The sequence below is a fragment of the Achromobacter pestifer genome (assembly GCF_013267355.1).
Taxonomy (GTDB): Bacteria; Pseudomonadota; Gammaproteobacteria; order Burkholderiales; family Burkholderiaceae_B; genus Achromobacter; species Achromobacter pestifer_A.
Genome location: NZ_CP053985.1, coordinates 586,127 through 601,856 on the forward strand (window position 1 = coordinate 586,127; position 15,730 = coordinate 601,856).

Here is a 15,730-nt window from a genome sequence, read left to right on the forward strand (position 1 = left end):
TTCTCCCCTCAGACACCCAGGCGGCGCTTGATCCGCTCGGGATCGTTGCGCGCTTCTTCCGCCGACAGCTGGTCGACCACGCAGCCGTGCTCCATGACGTAGTGGCGGTCGGCCACCTTGGTCGCGAAACGGAAGTTCTGCTCGACCAGCACGATGGTGAAGCCCCGCTCCTTCAAGGTGCGGATGGCATGCCCGATCTGCTGCACGATGACGGGCGCCAGGCCCTCGGTGGGCTCGTCCAGCAGAATGAGCTGGGCGCCCGTGCGCAGGATGCGCGCGATCGCCAGCATCTGCTGTTCGCCGCCGGACAGGTTGCCGCCGGAGCTGGCGCTGCGCTCGCGCAGGTTGGGAAACAGCGTGTAGATCTCGTCCAGCGACATGCCGCCGTCGGCCAGGCGCGGCGGCAGCATCAGGTTTTCGGTCACGTCCAGGCTGCGGAACACGGCCCGCTCTTCCGGGCAATACACCACGCCCAGCCGCGGAATGCGGTGCGGCGCCATGCCGATGGTCTCCTGGCCGTTCAGGCGGATGGAGCCGCGGCGCTTGTCCATGATGCCCATGATGGCGCGCAGCGTCGTCGTCTTGCCGGCGCCGTTGCGGCCCAGGATGGTGACGAGTTCGCCGCGCTTCACTTCCATGTCCACGCCGTGCAGCACGTGGGATTCGCCGTACCAGGCGTTGAGGTCCTTGATCGCCAGCATCTCAGTGCGCCTCCTCGTCGGAACCCATATAGGCCGTGATGACGCGCTCGTCGCTGGACACGGTGGCGTAGTCGCCCTGGGCCAGCACCGCGCCGCGCGCCAGCACCGTGATGGTGTCGGACAGGTCCGCCACCACCGACAGGTTGTGCTCGACCATCAGGATGCTGCGGTTGGCGGACGCGCGCCGGATCAGCGCGGCGATGCGGGTCACGTCCTCCTGGCCCAGGCCCGCCATGGGCTCGTCCAGCAGCATGATTTCCGGCTCCAGCGCCAGGGTCATCGCGATCTCCAGCGCGCGCTTGCGGCCGTAGGGCAGCAGCGCCGCCGTGGTGTGCGCCAAGCCGGAGAGGCCGACCGCGTCCAGCAGTTCCATGGCGCGGCCGTTCAGGCGGTCGATGCTGCTGCGGCTGCGCCAGAAGCGCCAGCCGTCGCCGTGCTGGCGCATCAGCGCCACGCGCATGTTCTGCAGCGCCGTCAGGCCCAGGAACACGGCGGATATCTGGAACGAGCGGACGATGCCCAGGCGCGCGATCTGCTCGGGTGCCAGCGCCGTGATGTCGCGGCCGCGGTAGTGGATGACGCCCGCGTCGGGCGTGAGGAACTTGGTCAGCAGGTTGAAGCAGGTGGTTTTGCCTGCGCCGTTGGGGCCGATCAAGGCATGGATGGAGCCTTCGCGCAGGGACAGGGACACGCCGTCGACGGCGTTGAAGCCGCCGAACCGCTTGATCAATCCCTGGGCGGACAGGACCGCTGGGGTGTTCATGGTCGCGCTCCTACATGCGGGCCAGCAGGCCGCCGTCGATCGCCAGGACGTGGCCGTTGACGAACGAGGCGCCCGGCGAGGCCAGATAGACCACGGCCGGCGCGATGTCTTCCGGCGCGGCCCAGCGGCCGGTGGGCACCGCCGTGGCCAGGAAGGACTGGAACTGCGGATTGTCCTGCAGCCCCTGCGTGAAATCGGTGCGCACGAAACCGGGCGCCAACGCATTGCAGGTGACGCCGCTGGCGCCGTACTCGACCGCCAGCGCGCGGGCGAAGGCCGCGATGGCGCCCTTGGCGGTGGCGTAGGCGGCGATGTTGGGCATGGTGGCCTGCCCCGCCACCGACGACATCAGCACGATGCGGCCGAAGCCGCGCTTGCCCATGCCGGGAAGCACGGCCCGCGCGCAATGGAAGGCGCCGTTGACGTGCACGTTCTGCAAGGCCTGCCATTCGGCGGAGCTCATCTCCACCACCGGCTTGCGGTTCTGGTTGCCGGCATTGCTGACCAGCACGTCGATCGCCAGCCCGGCGTTTTCCAGCTGCGCGACGGCATCGGCTACCGCCTGCTCGTCCGCGACGTCGAAGGGCGCCCCATGGGCCTTGATGCCCTCGGCCGCCAGGCGCTCGCAGGCGGCGGCGCAAGCCTCGCCGGACAGGTCGTTGATCACCACCTGGGCGCCCGCCTGCCCCAATGCCTGCGCGATGGCGTAGCCCAGTCCCCTTGCTGCGCCCGTCACCAGCGCGACGCGCCCTGCCAGACCGAACGTGCGGTCCAGATAGTCGTGTTTCAAGCTTGTCTCCTTGGTTTTATATGTGCCGGATTTCTTGGCCCGGCCTGTGTCGCTGCATGCTTCCGTCCAACGAAAACATGATTGACATAAATCTCAATATACGCGACTATTTTTAAACACTCAATAACAAGATTTTTTCTTTATCTCTCATAAAGAGTTCTCGTAGGAGACATCATGGCCTTAGAAACCCCCGGTTGCCCCGCAGCCAATGCGCTGCCGCCGCTGGCGTCGCGCTTCCTCAAGGTTGCCGATCTGCCGTGGAAGCCCACGCAGGTGGCAGGCATAGACATGAAGGTGCTGATGCAGGACAAGGAGACCGGCCTCTTGACCGCCCTGTTCCGCTGGCAGCCCGGCACCGAGCTGCCGCTGCATGAGCACGTGGAAGTCGAACAGACCTTCGTGCTGGAAGGCTCGATCGTCGACGCCGAAGGCGAAGTCTGCGCCGGCGACTACGTGTGGCGCCCGCGCGGCAACCAGCACGTGGCGCGCGCGCCCAACGGCGCCCTGGTGCTGAGCTTCTTCCTGAAACCCAATATGTTCATCGACGCCTACGCCGGCCAGACGCTGGAATAAGCCGACCCCGGCGCGACCGTCCGGCACAGGATGGCGCGCACAGAAACTAGCCCCCGAGGAGACATACCCATGAAGACCCGTTTGAAGAACAGCCTGGCCGCCTGCGTGCTGGGCGCCCTGTCCGTGTCCGCCCAGGCGCAGGTGTCCGATGACGTCGTGAAGATCGGCGTGCTGGGCGACCAGTCCGGCATGATGGCCGACCTGTCCGGCAAGTTCGGCGTGGAAGCCGTGAAGATGGCCGTCGAGGATTTCGGCGGCACCGTGTTGGGCAAGCCCATCGAAGTGATCTCGGCCGACCACCAGAACAAGGTCGACATCGGCGTGGCGACCGCGCGCCGCTGGTACGAGAACGACAAGGTGGACCTGATCCTGGACGTGCCCAACTCCGCCATCGCGCTGGCGGTGCAGGACCTGACCCGCCAGATGAAGCGCGTGGTGATCTTCACCAGCGCCGGCTCGGCCGACCTGACCGGCAAGGCCTGCTCGCCCAACGGCATGCACTGGACCTACGACACCTACGCCTACGCCACCGGCGTGGCCAACGGCGTCATGGAAGACGGCGGCAAGAGCTGGTACTTCATCACCTCCGACTACGCCTTCGGCCATTCGCTGGAGCGCGACGCCATGGCGGTGGTCAAGGCCAAGGGCGGCCAGGTCGTGGGCAGCGTGCGCCACCCCATCGCCAACGCGGACTTCTCCTCGTTCCTGCTGCAGGCGCAAGCCTCCAAGGCCCAGGTGATCGGCCTGGCCAACGGCAGCGGCGACACCATCAACAGCATCAAGCAGGCTTTCGAGTTCGGCATCATGGGCAGCAAGCAGCGCGTGGCCGCCCTCTTCATGAGCATCGTCGACGTGCGCAGCGTGGGACTGGAATACGCGCAAGGCCTGAACCTGGTGGAGCCCTTCTACTGGGACCTGGACGACAAGTCGCGGCAATGGTCCGAGCGCTACTTCAAGCGCACCGGCCGCATGCCGTCGATGGTCCAGGCCAGCAACTACAGCGCCACCATGCACTACCTGAACGCCATCAAGGCGGCCGGCACCGACGCTTCCGAGCCGGTACTCAAGAAGATGCATGAGACGCCCATCAACGACTTCATGACCGAGAACGGCCGCATCCGCGAAGACGGTCGCATCATGCGCGACCTCTACCTGTTCCAGGTCAAGAAGCCTTCGGAGTCCAAGCGCGACTGGGACTACTACAACCTGGTGCGCAAGATCCCCGCCGAACAAGCCTTCCGTCCGCTCAAGGATGGCGCCTGCCCGCTGGTGAAGTCGTGATGGACGGCGCGCTTGGGCTGCTGGCCGGCAAGCGCGCCATTGTCACGGGGGGCGCCAACCCCCGTGGCATAGGCGCCGCCATCGTCGACCTCTTCATCGCGCAGGGCGCTACCGTCGCGGTGCTGGACCAGGCCTATCCGGAAGGCGGCGGCGCGGCGCTGGCCGCCGGCCGCATCGACCTGCATTGCGACGTGTCGCGCACGGCGTCTTGCGAGGCGGCGGTCGCGCAGGCGAAGGAAGCGCTGGGCGGCATCGACGTGCTGGTCAACAACGCCGGCATCGTCGCCGCCACGCGCATCTGGGACCTGCCCGAAGATGAGTTCCGCCGCATGGTGGAAGTGAACCTGACCGGCACCTACAACGTCACGCGCGCGGCCTTGCCCGAACTGCTGGAAAGCCCACGGCGTCCGGCCATCGTCAACCTGGGCTCCACCGCCGCGCTGCGCGGCGGCGGCCTCCTGGGCGGCTCGCACTATGCGGCGTCCAAGGGCGGCGTCATCAGTTTCACCAAGGCGCTGGCCCGCGAGCTGGGGCCGCGCGGGGTGCGCGCCAATTGCGTGGCGCCCGGCATCATCGAAACGGACATGACGCTGGGAAAATTCGGCGAAAATTGGGAACAAGAACTCAAACAGGGCATTCCGCTACAGCGCTTCGGCTCGCCCGCCGAAGTCGCCCAGGCCATACTCTTCCTGGCCTCGGACCTGTCCTCCTACTCAACCGGCATCGTGGTCGACGTCAATGGCGGCTTCCACATTCACTAGGCGCGCCCTCCCGCAATGAGCACTCCCGACCGCATGTTGTCCATCCTCGACCTCTTTCGCGACGACACCACCGCCGCGTTCCAGGAAGACGTCATGGCGCATCTGGACTGCTCGCGCGCCACGGCGTACCGCTACCTGAAGTCGCTGACCGAAAGCGGGCTGCTCGCGCCCACTTCGGGCGGCGCCTACGTGCTGGGGTCGCGCATCATCGAGTTGGACCGCCACTTGCGCCAGCACGACCCGCTGATGCGCGCGGCGCGCGAGGTCATGCGCGCCACCGGCGACGAGCTGCACGCCAACCTGATGCTGTGCAACTACTACGGCGACAAGGTCATGTGCGTGGACCGCTACTGGACCGACGATTCCATCGAATCGAGCTACGCCCGCGGCCGCCCGTACACCATGTTCCATGGCGCCACGGCCAAGCCCATCCTGGCCAACCTGCCGCCGTACCAGCTGCGCAACCTGATGCTGTGGCACGCCGCCGAAATCCGCGAAGCCGGACTGGGCGAGGACTGGGACGAATTCCGCGCCAACCTCAAGCGGCTGCGCGCCGCCGGCGTGTACGTGTCGCATGGCGAGGTCGACCGCGGGCTGATAGGCATAGGCTCCGCCATCTTCAGCGCCGAACAGAAGGTGGTCGGCAGCCTGGTGTTCATCGCCGCCGAAGCGCGCACCTCGGCCGAGCGGCTGGAGATACTGCAGGCGCGCATCCAGGTCGCGGCCGCGCAGGTCTCGCACAATCTGCAGGCCCCGCAAAGCAACGGCGCGGCGGCGATCGGCATCATGCCGTCGCGGCCGCGCCGCATTAAAACACCCGCCAAGGCGAAATAGCCCCCACGCCGCGCCTTCGGCTTGCTGCCCCCCGAGGGGGCATTTTTGCCTTGGGGCGGCCCGGCGGCAAAAAAACCGCCGGCCAGTTCCAGACTTAAGATCAGGCCTTGTTGTAGCGCTCGGCGCTGCGGACGATTTCCTCGTGCGCGGCGTCCAGGCCCTTCCAGCCCTTGACCTTGACCCACTTGCCCTTTTCGAGGTCCTTGTAGTGCTCGAAGAAATGCTGGATGCGGGAGATGTCTTCCGCCGGCAGATCTTCGTAGGACTTGATGTTGCGGTACGGGGGGTACAGCTTTTCGATCGGCACGGCCAACAGCTTGGCGTCGCCGCCCGATTCGTCGTCCATTTCCAGCACGCCGATGGCGCGGCAGCGCACGACCGCGCCGATCTGGATCGGGAACGGGGTCAGCACCAGCACGTCGGCGGGGTCGCCGTCTTCGGACAGGGTTTGCGGGATGTAGCCGTAGTTGCACGGATAGTGCATGGCGGTCAGCATGAAGCGGTCAACGAAAATCGCGCCCGTGTCCTTGTCGACCTCGTACTTCACCGGGTCGGCGTTCATGGGGATTTCGATGATGACGTTGAAGTCTTCCGGCAGCTTCTTGCCAGGGGAGACGCGATCAAGACTCATGATTCAACCTTGTTGTGTGTCTGAAGGATTGTTCAAATCGAGCCGTCGTCCTTGAACGGCGGCTTGGTAGCCGGCACGGGCGCGGCGGCCGGCGCGGGCTTGGGCCCTGCGGGCTGAGCCGGCGCGTACGTGGGCACGGGATCATCGAAAGCCGCCGCCGGAATGGGGGCGCTGTCGAAGTACTCGTCGATGTCGGAAGTGCTGCCGCCGGCCAGCGGGGCATCCTCGGGGGCCAGCGCGCGCTCGCGTTGCTCTTTGTTCACGCGGGCATCCGGATCCAGCACGTAGTCAGAGGCCGAGGCCGCGACGGCCGGCTGCAGCGCGGGATAATCGCCGCCGAGTTCGGTATCGCTGTCGGCATCGGACAGGCCCACCGCGTAGCCGCCCTCGGCATCCACGCGATAAGGATCCGAACCCATGTCCGCGGCCGGCAAGGCGGCATCCGCCGCCAGCACTGGCAGCGCCATGCTTGCCGCCGTTGCCAGGCGCCAGTGCCGCACCGCGTCGGCGGGACGGTCCAAGCGGTCATAGAGACTGCCCAGCAGCGCATGCGTCTGCGCATCGCTGCGGCGGCTGAGGCCGCGCAGCAGATAGCGTTCGGCCTGGCCCCAGAGCTGGCCGTTCAGGCACAGCATGCCCAGCGCGGTGAGCAGGTCCGGATCGGTGGGCCGCTGCTGCAGCCAGGTCTCGGCGCGGGCCAGCCGGCGCGAAACCTGTTCGGCTTCGCAGCGGGCGTAGGCCGCCACCAGAGCCGGATTGAACTTCACGGCGACCGCGGCTTCCAGCACGCGCGCGGCTTCGCTGGCTTCGCCGGCGGCCTCGAACGCGGCCGCGCCTGCCAGCGCGATCTCCGGCAGCAGGCGTTCCTCGGCCTTCAGATCCTTCCAGATGGGACGCCAGGCTTCGCTGCCGCCCGCGGCGGCGGCGCGCAGGCGCGCAGCACCCGAGGCGTCGATCAGGTGATCGGCTTCGGAACGCGCCAGCGCATTGCGCCGCACCAGACCGCGCGCCAGCGTGAAGACCTGTTCGTCATGATGCAGGGCGGTGTGGGCGCGCAGCAGCAGGCGCATGGTGTGCAGGTGGCGCGCGCCACCGTCGGCCAACGGCTCCAGCACGGCCAGCGCGCGCTCGGCGCGGCCCTGGTCCAGCAGCATGTCGGCCGACACCGTGGCGGTGGCTTCCATCAGGCCGGCGTCGGTACCGGCTTGTTCCTGCGCGGTCGCCAGCAGGCGGTCGCGGCGGTCGAACTCGCCCAGGCCATGCGTGGCGCGGGCGGCGGACAAGGCCGCCAGCACTCGACGCGTCTGGACCTTGGTCTGGTCCAGCAGCTTGGTCAGATCTTTTTCGGCGGTGGTGTAGCGCCCTTCCAGCAGGCCGATCCAGCCGCGCTCCAGCAGTTCGTGGTCGCGCGCCTGGGCACGCTTGCCGCGCCAGGCCCGCACGCGATCGGGAATGGCGAGCAGCCATGCCAGCAGGCGCAGGCCCACATACAGCACGATGAAGGCCGCAACGATCAGCAGGACCGCCAGCGTCAACGACATGTTGATGCGCCACGGCCAGACCAGCAACAGCACGTTGCCGGAGTGTGAACGCAGCACCACCGCCAGGGCGACGGCGACGACGGCGAGCAGCAGTGTCCAGAACCAGGTACGCATAAGACTCAGTCCTGTCCGCTGGTCTTGAAGCCCGCGGCGCGCAGCGCAGCCACGGCATTCAGGCTGTCGGCCACTTCCGGCATGCGCACGGCGATGTCGGTCTGCGCCAGTTCGCGCGCCAGCGTCTGGGCGGCGATGGTGTCGGGGGAACGGCTGTCGAAATACTTGGCGAGCGTGACGCCGACGTTGTCGAGTTCGCTCTTCCAGACGGCGGGCTGGCGCATCAGCATGGCCAGTTGCGCAGTCAACAGGCGCTGGCGCAGCGTGCCGCGCACCTGGTCTGCCTGATCGGGCGACAGCAGCAAGGCGGCAGGTTCGTCCACGCGCTGGATCGTGATCAAGCCGCCCAGTTCATGGGCCAGCGCAGTGCCCGCGCGGCCGGGCCAGGAAGCCATCTCGGCGCGCCAGCGCTGCCACCAGGGAGCATCGGCCGGCAAGCCAGCCAGCGGGTCGACCGCAGGGGTCGGCGCGGCCGCGGGAGCGCTCTCCCCGGCAGGCGCCACGCCCGGCGCGGCGGCATCCGGCACCAGCAGCGGCGCCTTGCCGATCAACGCCACCAGGCGGTCGATGCGTGCCGATTGGGCGGGGATATCCACGGTGGACACGGCGCGCAGGCGGTCCAGGTCGCCGTTGATGGCTTGTTGCAGGCTGGAGAAGCGCGGGCGGTCGGCGCGCGCCAGGCGCGATTGCGCCGTTTCCAGCGCCACGATCGCGTTGGAGACATTGCCGGCCAGGCGCAGCTGCTGGTTGGCGATGGTCAGCAGGCGCTCGACGTCATTGGCAAGCAGTTCGTCGCTGGCGCTGTCGTTGAAGTTCTGCCAGGCCAACTGCAGGGCGCTGTACTGGCTTTGCGTTTCACGCACGGTGTCTTCGAGTTCGCCGACGCGGCCAGCCTGGGCTTGCGCCAGGGCCAGGGCCTCGCGGGTGTCCTTGCGGGCCTGCGCCAGGTCGGCGGTCAGCGTTTCGAGACGCGTGGCGACCTCGCGGCCGGCGGACACGAACTGGGTGCGCTGCATCCAGAGGGCGTAACCCAGGCCGGCGGCCAACAGGATGAGAATGATGAGGGCGGGGACCAGGGGGCCACTGCCGCGCTTGGCCGGGCGGGCCTTGACGGAATCGGCCGGGGCCGATGCGGGCGCGCTTGCGCCCGGAGCGGCCGTCGGAACGACCGGATCGGTAGCGGGAGTCTTGTCTGTCATGACGCGATTGTATTCGGTGTCAGCCGATGCAACGAATCAGGCAGCAACAAAAGCCTGGAATATCGACTCGTCGTTGGGCAAGCAGATTTTTACCACCGGCCGCGCCCCGCCTTCATGACAAACCTGTGGCACGCGGCGCTCCAGGGAGGGATGCGTCAGCACGAAGTGGCACCGCGCCCACCAGTCCGCCAGGCCAGCGGCCTCCAGGCCTGCCCGCAGCGCATCCGCGCCCTCGCCGCTGGTGATCAGCCAGGTGGCCGGCACGCCGGCTCCCGCCCAGCGCCGCAGGCTGGCGAGTTGATCGGAATCCCAGCTCGCGGGGCGCCGCAGGTAGGCGGCATGGCGCATCACGGCCGCGCCGTGCGCCTCGAGCTTGTCGCCCAGCCAGTCCCTGCCCTGCGTGCCGCGCACCAACAGCACGCGGGCGGGCAACTGCGGCAGTTGCCGCAAGACCTCCCAGAGCGCCTCGGAATCGTGACTGGGCGCGCTTTCGGGAGGATGCAAGACTGTTGTATTCGCGCCAAAGCATGGGGATAGGCGCAAGGCCTGAGCGCTGGCCGGCCCGACGGTCGCGGCGATGACGCCGGCCGGCCAGGACGCCGGTCCGTCCGCCAGCGCCCACTGCTCCAGGTACAACTTGGCCGCGTTGCCGCTGACGAACACGACCATGTCGTAGTCGGCGGGGCGCGGCGGCCCACCCGCGACGGCGGGCAAGGCCTGGATTTCCAGGGCGGGAAGAATGCAGGGCGTCCAGCCGGCGCCCAGCAGGCGGCCTGCCAGGGCCTCGTTGCGGCCGTCGGGCCGCGTCAAGATGGCGACCCGCGGCAGTTCAGCGGCTGCGGACGCCATGGCCATCAGTCGGGCCTGGGCGGGTCTTGCAGCAGTTCGCGCAGGATGTCCTGTGCGCCCGCGTCCAGCAGCGCCTGAGCCGCGGCCTCGCCGATGGCCTGGGCCTCGGCCACGGGGCCGCTACGGGCCGCACGGACCATGCGCACGCCGTCGGGCGACGCCACCAGCGCGCGCAGCGACAGGGTGTCGCCGGCAATCTCGGCATACGCCGCCAGGGGCACCTGGCAGGATCCGCCCAGCTTGCGGGACACGGCGCGCTCGGCCACCACACAGGACGTGGTGTCGGCGCTGACCAGCGGCGCCAGCCAGGCTCGCATGTCGTCGCGATCATCGCGGATCTCGATGCCCAAAGCGCCCTGCCCGGCTGCCGGCAGGCTGTCTTCAGGTTCGAGCAGGCCGCGGATGCGCGAGCTCAGGCCCAAACGCTCCAGACCGGCAGCGGCCAGCACGATGGCGTCGTATTCGCCCTTGTCCAGCTTGCCCAGGCGGGTGTCGAGATTGCCGCGCAGCGGCTTCACGACCAGCTCGGGATAGCGCGCGCGGATCTGCGATTCGCGGCGCAGGCTGGAGGTGCCGACGACGGCGCCCGCCGGCAGGTCGGCCAGCGAGTCATGGGTATTGGAGACGAAGGCATCGCGCGGATCCGCGCGATCGAGGACGGCGCAAAGCTCGAACGGGGCCTGCAGATCGACCGGCACGTCCTTCAAGGAGTGCACGGCCAGATCGGCGCGCCCGTCGAGCAGCGCGTTTTCGAGTTCCTTGACGAACAGACCCTTGCCGCCCACCTTGGAGAGCGTGCGGTCGAGGATCTGATCGCCTCGGGTCGTCAGGGTGAGCAGCTCAACCGCGCACGCCGGGTACAGCGTGCGCAGCCGGTCGCGCACATGCTCGGCTTGCCACAGGGCAAGCCGGCTGGCGCGGGTCGCAATGACCAGGCGTTGCGGTAGAGACACGAGACGGCATCAAACGAAATTGGAGACGATGACCGTCGCGACCACCCCGAGGATGGCCAGCACGAAAAGGCCCTGAAGGAGGCTCAGGCCCGATTCGGATTGCTGGGGGTCGGTGGATCTACGCAGACTCATGTGCTGATTCCTTGGAAGCGGTTTTGCGGCTTGCCAGCCACCGTCCAAGGACAACAACCAGCAAGGCGCCAATGATTTCTGCGCCAATTTTAACCGCAGTGGGCTGAACGCCGAATTGACGCTCGACAACCACGTCGGTGATCAGCATTCCGCCCGCGATCCAGCCCAGCAAGGCCGCGCCCAACGTAATCACCAGCGGATAGCGGTCAATGAGCTTGAGCACCAGGGTGCTGCCCCAGATGATGATCGGCACGCTGACGATCAGGCCGAAGGCGACCAGGCCGATCTGATGGTCGGCATGGGCGTTCTGGGCCGCGCCGGCAATGGCGATCACGTTGTCCAGGCTCATCACGAAGTCGGCGATGATGATGGTCTTGATCGCGGCGGCGATGGATGTGCCGCCCTTCACGTTGCCATGGGCATCGTCCTCGGGAATCAGGAGCTTGACGCCGATCCAGACCAGCAGCAGGCCGCCCACGACCTTCAGGAAGGGAATCGACAGCAGGGTCAGGGCGAAGGCGATCAGGACCACGCGCAGGATGATGGCGCCCGCGGTACCCCACAGAATGCCTTGCATGCGCTGCTTGGGCGCCAGATTGCGGCAGGCCAGCGCGATCACGACCGCGTTGTCGCCGCCGAGCAGGATGTCGATGAGGATGATCTGGAATACCGCTGTCCAACTCAGCGTCTGTAAAAACTCAAGCACTATGAACCCCCGAAGGCATTTATGAAAAGAGTGGCCGGTCCCGGTCCGGCATGGCTCGCCGCGCAGGGCGCGGCGAGCTTATTCAGTACAACTTATTAGTATAATTCAGCTTTCAGTCAGCTTTCTGGCGCAGCAGCAAAACTTTGCCGATAGCCAGCACCAGCACGGCGCCCAGCACGCCCGTCATCAGCGCAAAGCTGTGCTGCGTGATCCCCAGGGCCGCGTCGATACGCGCCACGGGTTCCTGCAAGGCCGGATCGCCCACCAGCAGTTCGCCGGCGATGAAACCCAGCAGCGCCGCGCCCACCCAGACGATAACCGGGAAGCGCTCGATGACCTTCAGAAGCAGCGTGCTGCCGAAGATGACCAGCGGAATACTGATGGCCAGGCCCAACACCAGCAAGGTCGTATCGCCCATGGCCGCGGCAGCCACGGCCACCACATTGTCCAGGCTCATGACCAGGTCGGCAATCATGATCGTGCGGATTGCGGTCAGCAGATTGCCTTGCGTCTTGCCCGCGCCGTCTTCCTCGCCTTCCGGCAACAGCAGCGTCACGCCGATGTAGACCAGAAGCAGCGCGCCGATGAGCTTGAGCCACGGCAGCAGCAACAGCGTGGCCGCTACCAGCGTCAGCACGATACGCATGATGATCGCCGCGGCGGAGCCGACCACGATCGCTTTTTTCTGTTGGGCCGGAGGCAGCGAACGCGCCGCCAGCGCAATAACCACGGCGTTGTCGCCCGATAGCAGAATGTTGACCCAAATGATCTGGAGCAACGCTATCCAGAATGCCGCTGAACTGAATTCCATGCCTCTCTTTCCTAGGTGTGATCCCCCTAGGACAAAACCAAATGAATGGGTGAAATAAGACGAAAAAAACGTACTGGCCGTCTTGGTGCGAGCCCGACGGCATTCTTGCTGGGTACGTGCAGAATTTCTTTCATTATAGTTTCGTTCAGCTTTCCGTATGTTTGCCCGGCCGCGTCATGGACACGGGATTTCCCTAGGATTACGAAAAAAAGGCGAAAAAAAGCCCGCCGTGGCGGGCTTGGGATGGCGAATGCCTATCGCTGGAAATCAGGGGTTTGACGCCAGGACAGGGCTTCCGCCAGCAGGCCGCGGGCGCCGGACGCTAGCCGCGTCCGGACACCGGGCCAGGCGTTTTTTACAGCACCGACTTGAGCAGCTTGCCCATTTCGGAGGGGTTGCGCGTGGTGCGGATGCCGCAGGCTTCCATGACTTCCAGCTTGGCGTCGGCAGTGTCGGCGCCGCCGGAGATCAGCGCGCCGGCGTGGCCCATGCGCTTTCCGGGAGGAGCGGTGACACCGGCGATGAAGCCGACGACCGGCTTCTTCATGTTGTCCTTGGCCCACTCGGCGGCGTTGACTTCGTCCGGACCGCCGATTTCGCCGATCATGATGACGGCGTCGGTGTCGGGATCGTCATTGAACATCTTCAGCACGTCGACGTGCTTCAGGCCGTTGATGGGGTCGCCACCGATGCCGACGGCGCTGGATTGACCCAGGCCCAGCTCGGTGACTTGCGCCACGGCTTCGTACGTCAGGGTGCCCGAACGGCTGACGATGCCGATGCGGCCCTTGCGGTGGATGTGACCGGGCATGATGCCGATCTTGATTTCGTCGGGCGTGATCAGACCCGGGCAGTTCGGACCCAGCAGCAGGGTCTTGCTGCCCTTGGCCTTCATGCGGTTCTTGACTTCCAGCATGTCGCGGACCGGGATGCCTTCGGTGATGCAGATCACCAGATCCAGTTCGGCCTCGACGGCTTCCCAGATGGCGGCGGCGGCGCCCGCGGGCGGCACGTAAATGACGGACACGGTGGCGCCGGTGTCAGCCTTGGCGTCCTTCACCGAAGCGAAAATCGGCACGCCTTCGAAGTCTTCACCCGCCTTCTTGGGGTTCACGCCGGCCACGAAGGCGGCTTTGCCATTGGCGTACTCACGGCACATGCGGGTGTGGAACTGCCCCGTCTTACCCGTGATGCCCTGGGTAATGACCTTGGTGTCCTTGTTGATCAGAATCGACATTTGTGAATCCTTGGATTTTTCTTTACTTGACGGCGGCTACGACGCGGGTGGCGGCTTCGGCCATCGTGTCGGCGCTGATGATCGGCAGACCGGAGTCAGCCAGCATCTTCTTGCCGAGTTCTTCGTTGGTGCCCTTCATGCGGACGACCAGCGGCACGTTCAGGTTGACGGCCTTGCAAGCAGCGATCACGCCTTCGGCGATGACGTCGCAGCGCATGATGCCGCCGAAGATGTTGACCAGGATGGCCTTCACGCTCTTGTTCTTGAGCATGATCTTGAAGGCTTCCGTGACCTTCTCGGCCGTGGCGCCGCCGCCGACGTCCAGGAAGTTGGCCGGCTCGCCGCCGAACAGCTTGATGGTGTCCATGGTGGCCATGGCCAGGCCGGCGCCGTTCACCAGGCAGCCGATGTTGCCGTCGAGCTGGATGTAGGCGAGGTCGAACTTGCTGGCTTCGATTTCAGCCGGATCTTCTTCGTCCAGGTCGCGGTAGGCGACGAGTTCCGGGTGGCGGAACAGGGCGTTGGGATCGAAGTTGAACTTGGCGTCCAGGGCGATGATATTGCCCTTGCTGTCGCGGTTCAGCGGGTTGATTTCGACCAGGGAGGCGTCGGTGTCCATGTAGCACTTGTAGAGCTTCTGGAACACGTCCACGGCTTGGGCGGTGGAATCAGCGGGCAGGCCGATCGCGTTGGCGATCTTGGTGGCTTGCTCGGCGGACAGACCGGTCAGCGGGTCGATGTATTCGGTGATGATCTTCTCGGGAGTGGAGTGGGCCACTTCCTCGATGTCCATGCCGCCTTCGCTGGAGGCGATGAAGGCGACCTTCTGGGTGGCGCGGTCGGTGACCAGCGACACGTAGTATTCCTTCTGGATGTCGGCGCCGTCTTCGATGTACAGACGACGGACCTTCTGGCCTTCCGGGCCGGTCTGGTGCGTGATCAGCTGCATGCCCAGGATTTCCGAGGCCAGCTTGCGGACGTCGTCCAGCGAGCGCGCCAGCTTCACGCCGCCGCCCTTGCCGCGGCCGCCCGCGTGAATTTGTGCCTTGACGACCCACACCGGTCCACCCAGCTTTTCAGCGGCAGCCACGGCCTCGTCGACGGAAAGAGCGGGAATCCCGCGCGGCACGGGGACGCCAAATTGCTTCAGCAGTTCCTTGCCTTGATACTCGTGGATTTTCATGTGTTACCTGTCAGGACGTATGAGAAAAAGAAGATGAATCGGAGGACGAATCGGCCGATGCCTCAGCGCTACCCCCGGTGTACCACTTGGGATAGTGCTCAGCCACCACCGGGCCGCTGGTGCTTAGCGCGTGGCAGCCGTCCAATTGGAATGGACGCCGGTTCGGGTTGTTTTCCTGCCGCCGGCGGTTGGCCATGGTCTGCACCGCCGCGGTGGGTAGCACCTGCGACAGCTCGGTCATGTGCGTACAGCCCTCCACGTGCCCGAACCGCTCTTTGACCTGCCCGCGGAACCCCTTGAGCAGGTTCATTCCGATCAGATCAGTGTAAGCCGGTTCGATGGCCATGCAATGCTCGCCGTAGGGAGCGGCGTCATAGACGGCCTGCGCCGCCACGATCGAGAAGTTCTCGTCGATGGTGATGCGCAGATGCATGTGATGGATGGGTTGTCCGGCCTTGAACATCTCGCCGTCGCGCTTGGGGAAATCGTACGCCTTGACGTCGATCAGCTCGGCTTCCAGGTCCCAGAGCCCGTCCTCGCGCGCATACGACTGCACGCGTATGGAACGCGTGTGCAATGGTTGGCGAGGATAGTCCGGCGGTGGCAAGGGCATGCTGGGGGCCTGCGGGGCGAGATGCCTGCGCATGGTGCGCGGCAACAAAACCTTCAAA

Annotated in this window: 18 protein-coding genes; 4 read left to right on the top strand and 14 right to left on the bottom strand. The window is 66.2% G+C overall.

Going from position 1 to position 15,730, the window contains the following annotated elements; all coding sequences use genetic code 11:
* Positions 1–8: 8 nt before the first annotated feature.
* From FOC84_RS03110 to FOC84_RS03120, 3 genes are read right to left on the bottom strand one after another with little or no spacing between them, the layout of a single operon-like run.
* On the bottom strand, positions 9–701 hold the full coding sequence (locus FOC84_RS03110; RefSeq protein ID WP_088139332.1) for an ABC transporter ATP-binding protein: 693 nt from the start codon (positions 699–701) through the stop codon (positions 9–11).
* Position 702: 1 nt separating this feature from the next.
* Entirely contained in the window at positions 703–1,464 is a 762-nt protein-coding gene (locus tag FOC84_RS03115) for an ABC transporter ATP-binding protein (protein ID WP_173143132.1), read from the bottom strand.
* A 10-nt stretch (positions 1,465–1,474) separates the two neighbouring features.
* Positions 1,475–2,254, bottom strand: a complete 780-nt coding sequence (locus FOC84_RS03120; RefSeq protein ID WP_173143133.1) for an SDR family NAD(P)-dependent oxidoreductase — start codon at positions 2,252–2,254, stop codon at positions 1,475–1,477.
* Positions 2,255–2,428: 174 nt separating this feature from the next.
* Here FOC84_RS03120 and FOC84_RS03125 point away from each other — a divergent pair, with 174 nt between their 5' ends.
* The 4 genes from FOC84_RS03125 (at position 2,429) to FOC84_RS03140 (ending at position 5,703) form a co-directional block, all read left to right on the top strand.
* Positions 2,429–2,827: a cupin domain-containing protein gene (locus FOC84_RS03125; protein WP_173143134.1), complete on the top strand. Its 399-nt coding sequence runs from the start codon at positions 2,429–2,431 to the stop codon at positions 2,825–2,827.
* Between the two features lie 69 nt (positions 2,828–2,896).
* Complete coding sequence (locus FOC84_RS03130; RefSeq protein ID WP_173143135.1) at positions 2,897–4,108, top strand: ABC transporter substrate-binding protein; 1,212 nt, start codon at positions 2,897–2,899, stop codon at positions 4,106–4,108.
* Entirely contained in the window at positions 4,108–4,869 is a 762-nt protein-coding gene (locus FOC84_RS03135) for an SDR family NAD(P)-dependent oxidoreductase (RefSeq protein WP_173143136.1), read from the top strand. Before FOC84_RS03130 ends, FOC84_RS03135 begins: the two co-directional genes overlap by 1 nt.
* A gap of 15 nt (positions 4,870–4,884) precedes the next feature.
* Entirely contained in the window at positions 4,885–5,703 is an 819-nt protein-coding gene (locus FOC84_RS03140) for an IclR family transcriptional regulator (protein ID WP_173143137.1), read from the top strand.
* A gap of 100 nt (positions 5,704–5,803) precedes the next feature.
* Here the strand turns inward: FOC84_RS03140 and ppa are convergent, their stop codons facing one another.
* From ppa to FOC84_RS03190, 11 genes are all read right to left on the bottom strand, one after another.
* On the bottom strand, positions 5,804–6,334 hold the full coding sequence (gene ppa / locus FOC84_RS03145) for an inorganic diphosphatase (RefSeq protein ID WP_013392552.1): 531 nt from the start codon (positions 6,332–6,334) through the stop codon (positions 5,804–5,806).
* 32 nt (positions 6,335–6,366) lie between these two features.
* Complete coding sequence (locus FOC84_RS03150) at positions 6,367–7,989, bottom strand: heme biosynthesis HemY N-terminal domain-containing protein (RefSeq protein WP_173143138.1); 1,623 nt, start codon at positions 7,987–7,989, stop codon at positions 6,367–6,369.
* A 5-nt stretch (positions 7,990–7,994) separates the two neighbouring features.
* Positions 7,995–9,188, bottom strand: coding sequence for a uroporphyrinogen-III C-methyltransferase (locus FOC84_RS03155; RefSeq protein WP_173143139.1), 1,194 nt, complete (start codon positions 9,186–9,188; stop codon positions 7,995–7,997).
* A 36-nt stretch (positions 9,189–9,224) separates the two neighbouring features.
* The gene (locus FOC84_RS03160; protein WP_173143140.1) at positions 9,225–10,043 is read right to left on the bottom strand and encodes a uroporphyrinogen-III synthase; all 819 of its coding nucleotides are present in this window, start codon (positions 10,041–10,043) and stop codon (positions 9,225–9,227) included.
* Positions 10,043–10,990: a hydroxymethylbilane synthase gene (gene hemC / locus FOC84_RS03165; protein ID WP_173143141.1), complete on the bottom strand. Its 948-nt coding sequence runs from the start codon at positions 10,988–10,990 to the stop codon at positions 10,043–10,045. Before hemC ends, FOC84_RS03160 begins: the two co-directional genes overlap by 1 nt.
* Positions 10,991–10,999: 9 nt before the next feature.
* Complete coding sequence (locus tag FOC84_RS33470) at positions 11,000–11,122, bottom strand: hypothetical protein (protein WP_042792647.1); 123 nt, start codon at positions 11,120–11,122, stop codon at positions 11,000–11,002.
* Positions 11,109–11,828 carry a TerC family protein gene (locus FOC84_RS03170; RefSeq protein WP_173143142.1) on the bottom strand — a complete coding sequence of 240 codons (720 nt, stop codon included), beginning with the start codon at positions 11,826–11,828 and terminating at the stop codon, positions 11,109–11,111. Before FOC84_RS03170 ends, FOC84_RS33470 begins: the two co-directional genes overlap by 14 nt.
* Positions 11,829–11,940: 112 nt before the next feature.
* Complete coding sequence (locus FOC84_RS03175) at positions 11,941–12,639, bottom strand: TerC family protein (RefSeq protein WP_173143143.1); 699 nt, start codon at positions 12,637–12,639, stop codon at positions 11,941–11,943.
* Between the two features lie 355 nt (positions 12,640–12,994).
* On the bottom strand, positions 12,995–13,876 hold the full coding sequence (gene sucD, locus FOC84_RS03180) for a succinate--CoA ligase subunit alpha (RefSeq protein WP_013392545.1): 882 nt from the start codon (positions 13,874–13,876) through the stop codon (positions 12,995–12,997).
* Between the two features lie 22 nt (positions 13,877–13,898).
* Positions 13,899–15,059 carry an ADP-forming succinate--CoA ligase subunit beta gene (gene sucC / locus FOC84_RS03185; RefSeq protein WP_173143144.1) on the bottom strand — a complete coding sequence of 387 codons (1,161 nt, stop codon included), beginning with the start codon at positions 15,057–15,059 and terminating at the stop codon, positions 13,899–13,901.
* Between the two features lie 10 nt (positions 15,060–15,069).
* On the bottom strand, positions 15,070–15,672 hold the full coding sequence (locus tag FOC84_RS03190; RefSeq protein WP_173143145.1) for a DUF2889 domain-containing protein: 603 nt from the start codon (positions 15,670–15,672) through the stop codon (positions 15,070–15,072).
* Positions 15,673–15,730: the final 58 nt, after the last annotated feature.